This window comes from Candidatus Binataceae bacterium (assembly GCA_035508495.1).
Classification (GTDB): domain Bacteria; phylum Desulfobacterota; class Binatia; order Binatales; family Binataceae; genus JASHPB01.
Genome location: DATJMX010000077.1, coordinates 1 through 12,924, shown reverse-complemented (window position 1 = coordinate 12,924; position 12,924 = coordinate 1). Strand labels below are relative to the sequence as shown.

The following is a 12,924-nucleotide window of genomic DNA, read 5'->3' as shown; positions in this document are numbered from 1 at the left end:
TCTATCGGCTCGGTGCGGTTAGGCATCCGCCGAGGAAGAGGGAAACCACAGTGCGCGCTGCGACTGCCGGCGAGCTGTATTCGCGGCTGTAGCGATTGACGCCGCGGATCATGCCGAGCAGAGCCTCTGCGGCCAGGCGCACGTCGAGGCCGCCGCGCACGACGCCCTCTGCCGCAGCGGCTTTGAGCAATTCGACGATCATCGTCGAGAGCTTGGCTCGCTCGGAGCGATATTGACGCTCGAGCTTGCGAGGCACGGTGCGGGGATCGCGCAGGAACTCGAAAAATTGCCGTCTGCCCCAGAAAAATTTTACTGTATGGCTCACGATTGTCGCGATCCGCTCAGCGATCGATTCGTTCTTGTCGAGCGCCGCGCGAATCTCGCTCTGAAGCTGGATGAATCCGTCGATCACGACCGTAGCGTAGAGTTCTTCCTTCGAACCGAACTGGCGATACACGCTGCCCTTGCCCACGCCGGCATCAGCCGCGACCGCATCGATCGTGACGAGATCGAAGGCGGTTGCGGCAAAGAGCCGCGCCGCGCTCTCCAGGATGCGCTCGCGCAAAAAAGGCGTGGTCGGCCGTCCGCGGAAACCCGTTGAAACAGCATCCTTTTTTTTCAAAACTCTTCCGCTCACGGCTGGTCCCGGGAAACTCACGCGCTCCTGGATCGTATGAAGATAGGTGGAGCGCAGCGTTTTCGAGATTCCCTGCTTTGCTCAGGATAGTGAATTATGGACTCCAAAGTCCATAATAACCATAATGGGACTGTAAGTGATCCTGCAAAGCTGCCTATTCTTGATCGATGAACTTTCTGACCCTCGCGCGCCGCGGCAGTTTCTTGCATTCAACTGGGAGGGCATCCTGATTTGGACAGTCCAACCCGGCCCGACGGAGGTACAGACGTGAGCGAGCAGATCGCCGATCGCGACGAGACGATGGCGGCGCCGCCGCGGCCGATGCGTTTTACCGATCAAGGCGGCGCCGAGGTCCGCCCGGCCGGACTTTTGCAAAACCGCTTCGTCTGGGCCGCCGCCGTCTGCGTACTCGGGATCATCCTCTACGTTTGGTACTCGGGAGTTCGCGCCCGCGAGGCTGCAGCGAAGGCCGCCGCCGCGGCTGCGCATCGTAGCGTTCCGGTCTCCGCAACCGCCGCGAAGCAGGGCGATCTCAACCTCTACGTCAGCGCCATTGGAACCGTGACCGCATTCAACACGGTGACGGTGAAGAGCCGCGTCGACGGGCAGATAGTGAAGATCCTTTTCAAAGAGGGTCAGATGGTGCATCAGGGCGACGTGCTCATCCAGATTGACCCGCGTCCATATCAGGTCCAACTGACGGAGGCCGAAGGTCAGATGGCGCGCGACAAGGCGAACCTGGTCAATGCACAAGTTCTACTCGATCGCGACCAGCAACTGTTCGCCCAGAACATCATCGCCAAGCAGGATCTCGACAACCAGCGGGCATCGGTCGGAACTTACGCGGGAACCGTGAAGAACGATCAGGGACTGATAGATTCGGCCAAACTGAATCTGACCTATTCGACGATCACTTCGCCGATCAACGGGCGCATTGGATTGCGCCTCGTCGATATCGGCAACATCGTCCATGCGACCGATACGACTGGGCTCGTCGTGATCACGCAGCTTCAGCCGATCGCCGTCGATTTCAGCATCCCCGAGGACGACCTGCCGCGCGTGACCAACGCGATGAAGAATCTTGCAGAGGCCAGCGGGTCCGCGGTCATGGTCTCTACCGGAGGCGAGTTACCGGGAGCATCGGCAGCCGCCGCGACTCACAATGGCCTCCCAGTAGAAGCATATGATCGCGATTTCAAGACCAAGCTCGCAATGGGATTTTTGCTTACGACCGATAACCAGATCGATCAGACGACCGGAACAATCAAGCTCAAGGCGCAGTTTCCCAACAACGACAGCACCCTATTCCCGAACCAGTTCGTAAACGTGCGCTTGCTCGTGGATACCCAGCGCGAGGCCACGCTGATTCCAACGGCTGCAATTCAGCGCAGCTCGCAGGGCTCATTCGTCTACGTCGTGCAGCAGGATCAGACGGTCGCGATGCGTCCGGTGAAAGTCGCCAACACCCAGGGCGAGATAACCTCGGTCGCGTCGGGAGTGCAGCCGGGTGAGCTCGTGGTCGTGGACGGCACCGACAAGCTGCGCACCGGCTCACGCGTCGCAGTGCAGCTCGCGGCGAATCCGACAACGCCCGGGGCCACTCAGTGAACCCATCGCGGCTCTTCATTCTGCGGCCAGTCGCGACCTCGCTCTTGATGGTCGCAATTCTGCTCGCAGGGATGGTTGCATACCTGGAGCTGCCGGTCTCGGCGCTGCCCGAGGTCGACTATCCGACGATCCAGGTGCTGACCTTCTATCCCGGAGCGAGTCCGGACGTGATGGCGTCTTCGGTGACCGCGCCGCTCGAGCGTCAGTTCGGCGAGGTGCCGGGCCTCAACCAGATGACGTCGAACAGCTCGTTCGGCAGCTCGGTAATCACGCTGCAGTTCGTGCTCGATCTGAATATCGACGTCGCCGAGCAGGAAGTTCAGGCGGCAATCAATGCTGCGGCAACTTATCTGCCGGTGAATCTTCCCAACCCGCCGATCTACAGCAAGATAAATCCGGCTGATGCGCCAATTCTCACGCTCGCGCTGACTTCGAAGGAGTTGCCGCTCTCGCAGGTCGAAGACCTTGCCGATACGCGCCTCGCCGAGAAGATCTCGCAAGTGTCGGGCGTCGGCATGGTCAGTATCAGCGGCGGCCAAAAGCCCGCGGTGCGTATTCAGGCGAATCCGACGCAGCTCGCGTCGTATGGGATGACGCTCGAGGATTTGCGCACCGCGATTGCGAGCGCCAACGTCGATCAAGCCAAGGGCAACTTTGACGGTTCCCATCAGGCCTACACGATCGGCGACAACGATCAGCTTCTCACCAGCAAGGACTACCAGCCGCTGATCATCGCGTATCGCAACGGCGCGCCGATCAAACTGTCAGACGTTGCCAAGGTCGTTGACGACGCCGAGAACGTCAAGGAAGCGGCGTGGATGAATACCACGCCCGCCGTCATCCTGAACATTCAGCGCCAGCCCGGCGCCAACATTATCGCGGTCGTCGATAAGGTGCGGGCGCTGATGCCGCGCCTGCAAGCCTCGCTGCCCGCATCGGTGCAAGTCGCCGTGCTCACCGATCGCACGACGACGATCCGTGCCTCGGTCGCCGACGTGCAGTTCGAGTTGATACTGACCATCGCACTGGTCGTGATGGTCATCTTCCTGTTCCTGCGCAGCCTGTCCGCGACGATCATCCCGAGTATCGCGGTTCCGCTGTCGCTCATCGGAACCTTCGGCGTGATGTACTTGCTCGGCTACAGCCTCAACAACCTGACCCTGATGGCGCTGACGATCTCGACCGGCTTCGTCGTCGATGACGCCATCGTCATGATCGAGAACATCTCGCGCTTTATCGAGGAAGGCGATTCGCCGCTCGAGGCCGCACTCAAGGGCTCGGAGCAGATCGGCTTCACGATCGTGTCGCTGACCGTGTCGCTGATCGCGGTTTTGATTCCGCTGCTGTTTATGGGCGATATTGTGGGCCGGCTCTTCCGCGAGTTTGCCGTCACGCTCGCGGTTACGATCCTGGTCTCCGCCGTTGTGTCATTGACGCTCACGCCGATGATGAGCTCGAAGCTGCTGCGGCATACGCCTGAAGCGCAGCAAACCTGGTTCTATCGAAAATCGGAGAAACTCTTCAACGACACAATCGCATTCTACGGCCGCACCTTGCAGTGGGTATTGCGCCATCAGCCGGAAACGCTGCTGGTCGCGGTCGCAACGCTCGTACTGACTATTCTGCTTTATATAATCGTTCCCAAGGGCTTCTTCCCAATTCAGGATACCGGCGTTATCCAGGGAGTATCGGAAGCTCCGCAAAATGTCTCATTTCCGGCGATCGAGCAGCGCCAGCAGCAGCTGGCGCAGATCATCCTCGAGGATCCCGCGGTCGAAAGTCTGTCGTCGTTTGTCGGGATCGACGGCACCAACACCACCGTCAACAGCGGGCGGTTCCTGATCAACCTGAAGCCGCTTGAAGAGCGCAAAGTCAGTATCAGCGAAGTCATCCGCCGCCTCCAGCCCAAGCTGGCCAAGGTTGACGGAATCACGCTGTTTATGCAGCCCGTGCAGGATCTGACCGTCGAAGACCGCGTCAGCCGCACGGAGTTTCAGTACAGTCTCGAAGATCCGAATCCGACCGAGCTGGCGGAATGGGTAGGGCGCTTCGTCGATAAGCTCAAAACTCTGCCGCAGCTCGTCGATGTCGCGACCGATCAGCAGAACGACGGCTTGCAAGCGCACTTGGTAATCGATCGAAGCACTGCGTCACGGCTCGGAATCACCTCTCAGATGATCGACGATACTCTCTACGACGCATTCGGCCAGCGTCAAATATCAACTATCTATACTCAGTTGAACCAGTATCACGTGGTGCTCGAGGTCGATCCCGAGTTCCAGCGCAACCCCAAGGCGCTCGACCAGATTTATGTACGCTCCACAACCGGAGGCCAGGTGCCGCTGAGCGCATTCACCACGCTCGAAAAAAGCACGCTGCCCCTGGTGGTGAATCACCAGGGACAATTCCCCACCGTCACGGTTTCGTTCAATCTCGCGCCCGGATACTCACTTGGCGACGCCGTCGACGCTATACAGTCCGCGAAACAGGAAATCGGGATGCCCCAGAGCATCTCAGCTGGATTCCAAGGCACCGCCGAGGCCTTCCGCGCGTCGCTGCGCAACGAGCCGCTCCTGATTCTCGCGGCGCTGGTCACCGTGTATATCGTGCTCGGCGTTTTGTACGAAAGCTACATTCACCCGATCACGATTCTCTCCACGCTGCCGTCAGCCGGCGTCGGCGCGATCCTGGCCCTGATGATCTGCGGCAGCGAGCTCAATATCATCGCTCTGATCGGCATCATTTTGCTGATCGGTATCGTCAAGAAGAACGCCATCATGATGATCGACTTCGCGCTCGAAGCGCAGCGCGAAGGGGGCAAGAATTCCGTCGACGCGATATACGAGGCGTGCCTGCTGCGTTTCAGACCGATCATGATGACCACGATGGCGGCGCTGCTCGGCGGTCTGCCGCTGGCATTGGGCACCGGTACCGGTTCCGAATTGCGACGTCCACTTGGTATTGCGATCGTGGGCGGATTGATCGTCAGCCAGGTGCTGACTCTTTACACCACGCCGGTGATCTTCCTGGCCTTCGATCGTCTTGCAGAGCGGATCGCCAACCGCGGCACGGCGAGGGTTAAATCGCCGGAGCAGGCCTCGCCTCCAGCTTCGGGGGCGCCGGCGCACGCGCGTTAGTCATGAACATCTCGAGCGTCTGCATCCGGAGGCCCGTCGCGACGACGCTGCTCACGATCGCAATCGCGCTCGCCGGTATCGTCGCCTTCCGCTTGTTGCCGGTCTCCCCGCTGCCGCAGGTCGAATTTCCTACTATCCAGGTCCAGGCGTCGCTGCCTGGCGCGAGTCCCGAAACGATGGCTTCGGCGGTGGCGACGCCGCTCGAGCGCCAGTTCGGACGTATCGCGGGTCTCACCCAACTCACTTCGACCAGCTCTCTCGGAAATTGCAGCGTGGTTCTGCAATTCGATCTGAATCGCAACATCGATGCGGCTTCGCGCGATGTGCAGGCGGCAATCAACGCTGCGCGCAGCCAGTTGCCAACTGATTTGCCGGGCAACCCGACCTATAGAAAAGTCAATCCCGCGGATGCGCCAATACTCATTTTCGCATTTAACTCGGATACCGTTCCGCGCGGACAAATATACGACGCGGCATCGTCGATCCTCGCGCAAAAGCTTTCCCAGATCGAAGGCGTCGGGCAGGTCACCGTCGGCGGCAGCGCCCTGCCTGGAGTTCGGGTTGAGCTCAACCCGACACAGCTCAACAATCTCGGCATCAGTCTTGAGAATGTCAGGGCGACTTTGGCCGCCGCCAACTCAAATAGTCCGAAGGGCGAAATCTCCGACCAGAACACTGCCTATGCACTTTCGGACACCGATCAACTGCTCAAGGCTTCTGACTATGCGCCGCTCATCATCCGCTACGTCAACGGCGCCGCGGTGCGGCTTTCGGACGTGGGACAGGTGCGCGATTCCGTCGAAGATATCCGCAACCTCGGGGTCTCCGACAACAAGCCGTCGGTATTGCTGATTGTATTCCGCCAGCCCGGCGCGAATATTATCGACACCGTCGATCGCGTTCTGGCGGCAATGCCGCAGCTCAAGGCGTCGATCTCGCCGGCCATCGATACTCAGGTGGTCCTCGATCGCACCACGACGATTCGCGCATCGGTCAAGGATGTCGAAATAACCCTGCTCATCTCGATCGCACTGGTAATCATGGTGGTGTTCGTGTTCCTGCGAAACCTGCGCGCGACGATGATTCCCGGGATCGTCGTGCCGATTTCGCTGGTCGGCACCTTCGGCGTGATGTACGTGTGCGGCTACAGTCTCGATAACCTGTCGCTGATGGCATTGACTATTTCGACCGGCTTCGTGGTCGATGATGCGATCGTCGTTATTGAGAATATCGCGCGCTTTCGTGAAGAGGGCATGTCGCCATACGAGGCGGCCGTGACGGGCGCCAGCGGTATAGGCTTCACCGTTGTTTCGATCAGTGTCTCGCTGATCGCAGTGTTCCTTCCGATTTTAATGATGGGCGGGATCGTCGGCCGCCTGTTTCGCGAATTTGCAGTAACGCTCTCGGTCGCAGTCATGGTCTCGATGATTATCTCGCTGACGACTACGCCGATGATGTGCGCGCATCTGCTGAAGCCGGCCAACGAAGAGAAACACGGAGCCTGGTACAAGAAAAGTGAGCGTGCCTTCATCTGGCTGCATACTCACTATGAGACGAGCCTGTCATGGGTGCTGAAGCATCCGCAATTGATGCTCGGGGCGACGCTCGCGACCATCGGGTTGAGTTGCTATCTGTTCGTGATTATCCCCAAGGGGTTCTTCCCGCAGCAGGACACGGGCCGTCTGATGGGCGCGATCCAGGCCGACCAGGATACGTCGTTTCAGTCGATGAGCCAGAAGCTGCAGCAGTTCGTCGCGATCATCAAAAAGGATCCGGCCGTAGAGCACGTTATCGGTTTCACTGGCGGCAATGGCGGTTCAGGCACCAATACCGCGCGCATGTTTATCGCATTGAAACCCCTCTCGCAGCGCGGGATTACCGCCGACCAGGTAATTGGACGCATTCGCAAACATGCGTCGAATATTCCGGGCGCGAGTCTATACCTGCAGGCGGTGCAGGACGTTCAAATCGGCGGCCGCATGGCGAACGCTCAGTATCAATATACATTGCAGAGCGACGACCTGGCGGAGCTTAATAAATGGGCGCCGCTCCTGCTGCGCAAGCTGCGCTCGCTGCCGATCCTGGTTGACGTGAGCAGCGACCAGCAGAACAGCGGCCTTGGCGCGTCGCTGGTGGTAGACCGCGATACTGCGTCGAAGCTCGGGCTCACTCAGAAGGTAATTGACGATACTTTGTACGACGCCTTCGGGCAGCGGCAGGTATCGACGATGTATACTCAGTTGAACCAGTATCACGTGGTGATGGAAGCTGCGCCGCAGTTCTGGCAGAACCCTGACTCCCTCGACCATATCTACGTCAATTCGAGCAATGGCCAACAGGTCAAGCTAAGTACCTTTACTCACTATGCACCCGATACGACCGCACTGCAGGTGAATCACCAGGGACAGTTCCCGTCGGTGACGATTTCTTTCAACCTCGGGCCGGGAGTCGCACTGAGCCAGGCGGTCGACGCGATCGATGTCGCGGAAAAACAGATCAACATGCCGGCTGATATTCGCGGAAACTTCCAGGGCACGGCGCAGGCCTTCCAGCAATCGCTGCAGGGCGAATGGCTACTAATCGTCGCTGCGCTCGGCGCCGTCTATATCGTGCTCGGGATTTTGTACGAAAGTTATATCCATCCGATCACGATTCTGTCGACGCTGCCCTCGGCCGGTGTCGGCGCGCTGCTCGCTCTCATGCTGTGCCGAATCGAGCTTAGTGTCATCGCTCTCATCGGGATAATTTTGCTGATCGGTATCGTGAAGAAAAACGCCATCATGATGATTGACTTCGCGCTGGAAGCGGAGCGCAAGGAGGGCAAGGATTCGGTCGATGCGATCTATGAGGCATGTCTGCTGCGCTTCCGGCCGATCATGATGACCACGATGGCGGCGCTTTTGGGCGGTCTGCCCCTCGCACTCGGTACAGGGACCGGCTCCGAGCTGCGCCGTCCGCTCGGTATCGCGATTGTCGGCGGCCTCATCGTGAGCCAGATGCTAACCCTCTTCACGACGCCGGTTATCTACTTATACCTCGATCGCTTACGCCTATGGTTCGCCAGCGCATGGCGCCGCACTCCGCGCCATGCAGCGCCGACTCCGGCCAGCGCGAAGTAAATTCCGGGTTCCGACGCGACGGAAACCAAAATCGCGCCCGCTACGTCTGCTATATTGGTTTATCCGCGCCTTCGTTTCGGGCAGGAAAATGAAAAACAAAGTCTATGTTCGGCTAGTAGCGCTCGCCTCGGTGTTGAGCTGGCTAGTAATGCTAGTCGTGTTGGCCGGGAGCGCAGCCGCGCAATCGCAGAACGTTCAGCCCGGTTACCTCGCGCCCCCTCCTCCAAGTCCGCAACAAGGTGGCGCCGGCCAGACACTCGATCTGCCACGCATCGCTCCGCAATCTTCGTCGACTGCCGAGCTCGAATTGCCGCAGCGACAGCCGCAGGTGAACTCGTCACTCGAGGCGCCGATCCAGCGTCAGCCGCAGACCAGCGTCGGCAGAATCTCTGTGACTGCTACCGACGATACGGGAAGATGGGTGCAGAACCTGCGCACCCAGGATCTGCGCGTCTACGAGGACGGAATCGAGCGGCCAGTGCTGGGCCTGCAGCGCGACACCGATACTCCAATCACTATTGGCATCGTGGTCGATACGAGCGGCAGCATGGCTTGGAAGCTGGCGGCAGCCAAGGCGGCGCTGGAACACTTCGTCGGTACGCTGAATCCGCGCGATCAGGCGTTCCTCGTGGCGTTTTCCAATCAGTCGTTCCTGCTTCAGGATTTCACCGACAGTCCCACAAGCCTCGATCGCGCCATCAATATGCTGCACGCAAATGGGCAAACGGCTCTGTATGACGCTGTGATCCTGGGGCTGCAGAAGGTGGAGATGGGGCGCTGGCCGAAAAAGGCGCTCCTGGTGATGACCGACGGGATGGACAACGAGAGCTCGCATACGCTCGATGACGCGATTCAGGCGGCGCGCCGCGCGGGCGTTCTGATTTATACCGTCGGCCTCGGAACGTCAGACGATCCGACGAGATCTGGCACATACGGCGGGAGTTCGACAGTCCAGATCTTTCCAGGTTTCCGGCTCGGAATCGGTGGGGGCGGCGGTTTTCGCCATCATCAGATGGGCATGGGCGATGAAGAGCGGGTCGACGCGCAGACGCTCAAACGCCTGAGCGACGAGACAGGTGCGACGACATTCATCATGAATCCTCGGGTCACCGACATGTCTGCCCTCGATGCACACTTCCAGGCAATTTCCGCCGAGCTGCGCGAGCAATACACGGTGCGCTACGCATCATCCGGGGGGATGCGGCCGCATCAGATCCGCGTCGAAGGCCGCCCCGGAATCGAAGTGCGCGCCCCCAAATGGGCCGGCGCCTCGGCCTCCGACTACGGCGGCTAACTTGGGGTTATAGGACGCTCGACCCGCCGCAAAGTCCTCGCGGCGGATTACCCGATCCAGCATCGGACAGCCCGAGCGCAGCCGCTCCTCGGCCGGCGCCCTCAGCCGTTGCCGCAGTTTCAGGTTGCGATCTTCTGCGGGCATGTACTGCAAACTGCGTCGTGTGATTCCGATCAACCCGCAGGCGCGACGCTGCGACAAATGATGCGTAGCTCATTACTTCGTTTCGACAGGTACTGATTTCTAGTCGCGATACCGCCGCGGTTAAGACCACTCCTACCTAGTTTATAACTGACAGGAACGTAGCACATTATGTTGTCGGCGTGACTCCATGTTTAACCAGTGGATTGACGCCGCCAAGTAGGCCTCGTAGTCCTTGCGATTGTCGCACGCCATATATATCCGGCCCGAGCTGAAAAATTTTTTGCGATCGTCGAATGACGCGATCGACTCGCCGTCCTCTTCTCCGATGGTGCGGATATTGATGCCTTGCGTGAAGCAAACCCGACAGTTACCATCGCATATCTCGCAGATAGCGCGCCGCAGGTCGGCGAGCCGAGAAAAATCGTTGTCCAGGAACATAGATTGCGCGGCCAGAGTGAGCCGCGCCTACCTCGCTGATAGTCCGTTTCTGCCGTACGGCATCTTCTTTGGAAGGAACGACACAAAACTTGCACGCCAGTCTGTATCCTCTGCTTTGGAACGACTGAGTGAGGATAGTCAGGATAGATCAAGTAGTCCTGGAGGAGCGTCGTGATACCAAATTCACCGGTTCCTCCTGCCAAGGCGCTTGGAAACTGGATCAGCAGTGCATCGGCCACTGGCCGCGAGCGCTCGAAGATCGCAGAACCGTTAACGTGATCGTCGAGACTCAAATCGCTTGATTGCACTGCTCCGGGCCAGCCCCGCGGCGCCGTTCGACGCAGTTGCCTTGCACTCGTTGAAGAGCAGAGATGCGCATGCACGCGATGGTTCGGGAGTTTGCCATCCATCTGAACGAGGAGAGCTTCATCGCAGCAGTCTTCGAGTTCTAACGGTCGATGCGATATTGCGACGACCAACACTGGACATGAATAGGTTCATTAAAAGCGGATTCACGGGGGGTATAACGCCTCTGAATCCGAAACTGATGATGAAATGGATCAATTGAGTATGGTGTCGAGAGCGTTGACGGTTTTGTTCGTACTCTGCGTGTGTATTGCCGGGTGCACGTCCGTTGGATCGATGGGGATCTTGACGAAGGGAGGCGCTGACCCAGTTGCGCTTCTCAAGAAGGGACACAAGATCACAGACCTCGGGCCGGCCGAGGGCCAGGCCTGCCGCTACTTCGCGCTGGCTGTTATTCCATGGGGCAATTCAGACGTGCAGGAGGCTGTAGATCGGGCGCTCCAAAGCTCAGGCGGCGACGCCCTCGTCAACGTGTCAACCGCCAGCAGCCTTTATGGTTTTGTTCCTGTCTATAACGTCTTCAGCTTCACCTGCACTACGGTCAAGGGAACAGCGGTCAAGATCGAGTGACGCGGAATTTCTCCTTCGCGGAGATTGCGCAGAACACAAACCCGCGCAGGCTCGACCGAGACCAGAACCATCGTGCGAAAGATTTGGTGACCGGGATCATGCGCGCTGGCAGATTGGAGGGAAGTTCACTCGAAGTTCTCGGCCCGCCCGAGTGGCCACATGCATGGGTCGTTGAACGCATGAGATTTTGAGTTTGTTAACCACTAGCTCATTCTTCGCCGCGGCCTGTTTTCATATTCCGCCTCCACGCCTGGCATCGGCTTCTCGCACTCAGCCTTTGTTTCGTAGGTCTTTCCCTGTGCCCCCAACTCTCCAAGTTAACGATGCAGTTCGGACAATCCTTGGCGACGGTCTTTCCGTTTCCCTAAAAGATCGCCCATCCAAGGACAGAGGGCTTGATGTCATGGCCGTTGTCCAAGGCTTCCTCGGGTTCGCAGTACCCTCGAATCGAACTCTCGAGTCCCTTATTGCCCGGATTCGCCATGATATCCGATCCAATGTTTTCAGCCATTGCCCGCTCGCAATCCGCCCTGTCTCCTCGTACGATCCCTGCCAACGATCCGGCATACGAAACGAAGTGATAGGACCAGTAGAAGGCCGGTTTAGGTCCTAGAAAGGCCAGTGTTGCGGCAAAGACGAATCCAAGCATCGTGAGGGCAACGATCTCGTACTCGTATGCATAGCGTCGCGCGGCTTCGTGCTGGTTGATCATTGTCGCTTCCAGTCGCCAAAGCGCTTTCGTATCTGGATAGCGATGAACGTGGGCGATAGCGATCTTAACGAAAACGCCCGTCGGAGGCTGCCACTCTGCTCCTCTGCTATCTCACCGATTTCGGCGGCTGTGCTTTCATTTGTGTCATCTATCTTGTTCTGGTGGTCACCCGAGTCTCGCTAAAGTTGACGCTGAAATTTGCGTCCTATAACGGCGGAGGGGGGAGGGAGTCGAACCCTCCACCGGAAAAAATCCAAGCATTTCCAAGGCCTGCGACCCTCAAAACAGGCAAAAAAGAGAGGTTGAGTGTTGGCACTTTGTTGGCACTCACCCGATGGGCCGTTTCGCGATCTCGCGCTCGGTTTGAGCCGCGCCGGGAGGGCTGCTCAATGCGACGAATCGTGCCTTCACACTCACGCCGGGCACGGCTGCGAGCATGAAGGTCACGCCTGCGGATGTCCGCACAGCACGTCTTACGATTTCGATTGGACGCTCAGCGGCGAAGTCGCGGAGCGTTGGTCAGAGACCGCGCTCACGAGTCTCCTGCAATTCATTGGGCGCCTCGATTGCGATCAACTTCCCCCGACGAAATCGAGTCGCGCCTCGAGTGGTGGTGGCGTGGCGAGAATCATCGGTTGCGTCGAACGATGGAGAGCGTTCATCGCCGCTTCTGTGAGCGCGGGCGCGGAGTCCTGGTCAACCGAGTAACCGGCGAGAAACGCAGCGCTCGGTGCAAATCGTGGCGTGAGTGCGAGCACTGCGCGTGGGTGTATGGGCGGACCGTTCAGAAGTTGATTTCGCAAGTGAAGGGACTGCGAGCGCTGATCGTGTTCACGATGCCGCCGGAACTCGGCGACTGGTCGAACCGCGATCACATCAGAGCGCAGGCGCGAGCGATG

Annotated in this window: 7 protein-coding genes; 5 read left to right on the top strand and 2 right to left on the bottom strand. The window is 58.9% G+C overall.

Annotated features, from left to right (window positions below; all coding sequences use genetic code 11):
* Position 1 precedes the first annotated feature (1 nt).
* Entirely contained in the window at positions 2 to 565 is a 564-nt protein-coding gene (locus tag VMA09_22225; GenBank protein ID HUA36341.1) for a TetR/AcrR family transcriptional regulator, read from the bottom strand.
* A gap of 339 nt (positions 566 to 904) precedes the next feature.
* Between VMA09_22225 and VMA09_22220 the strand changes: the two genes are divergently transcribed.
* The 5 genes from VMA09_22220 to VMA09_22200 all read left to right on the top strand — a co-directional run bounded on the left by VMA09_22220 (position 905) and on the right by VMA09_22200 (position 11,313).
* Entirely contained in the window at positions 905 to 2,245 is a 1,341-nt protein-coding gene (locus VMA09_22220) for an efflux RND transporter periplasmic adaptor subunit (protein ID HUA36340.1), read from the top strand.
* On the top strand, positions 2,242 to 5,382 hold the full coding sequence (locus VMA09_22215; protein HUA36339.1) for an MdtB/MuxB family multidrug efflux RND transporter permease subunit: 3,141 nt from the start codon (positions 2,242 to 2,244) through the stop codon (positions 5,380 to 5,382). The genes VMA09_22220 and VMA09_22215 overlap by 4 nt, the downstream gene beginning before the upstream one ends.
* Positions 5,383 to 5,384: 2 nt before the next feature.
* Complete coding sequence (locus VMA09_22210; protein HUA36338.1) at positions 5,385 to 8,501, top strand: multidrug efflux RND transporter permease subunit; 3,117 nt, start codon at positions 5,385 to 5,387, stop codon at positions 8,499 to 8,501.
* 88 nt (positions 8,502 to 8,589) lie between these two features.
* Positions 8,590 to 9,795 carry a VWA domain-containing protein gene (locus VMA09_22205; GenBank protein ID HUA36337.1) on the top strand — a complete coding sequence of 402 codons (1,206 nt, stop codon included), beginning with the start codon at positions 8,590 to 8,592 and terminating at the stop codon, positions 9,793 to 9,795.
* Between the two features lie 1,233 nt (positions 9,796 to 11,028).
* Positions 11,029 to 11,313, top strand: a complete 285-nt coding sequence (locus tag VMA09_22200; GenBank protein HUA36336.1) for a hypothetical protein — start codon at positions 11,029 to 11,031, stop codon at positions 11,311 to 11,313.
* 364 nt (positions 11,314 to 11,677) lie between these two features.
* On the opposite strand, the gene VMA09_22195 is transcribed toward VMA09_22200, so the two are convergent.
* Positions 11,678 to 12,025 carry a hypothetical protein gene (locus VMA09_22195; protein ID HUA36335.1) on the bottom strand — a complete coding sequence of 116 codons (348 nt, stop codon included), beginning with the start codon at positions 12,023 to 12,025 and terminating at the stop codon, positions 11,678 to 11,680.
* Positions 12,026 to 12,924: the final 899 nt, after the last annotated feature.

Excerpts from the sequence above, each read along its gene's own strand:
- VMA09_22205 (HUA36337.1), top strand. The coding sequence starts at position 8,590 with ATGAAAAACAAAGTCTATGTTCGGCTAGTAGCGCTCGCCTCGGTGTTG.
- VMA09_22210 (HUA36338.1), top strand. The coding sequence starts at position 5,385 with ATGAACATCTCGAGCGTCTGCATCCGGAGGCCCGTCGCGACGACGCTG.
- VMA09_22195 (HUA36335.1), bottom strand. The coding sequence starts at position 12,025 with ATGATCAACCAGCACGAAGCCGCGCGACGCTATGCATACGAGTACGAG.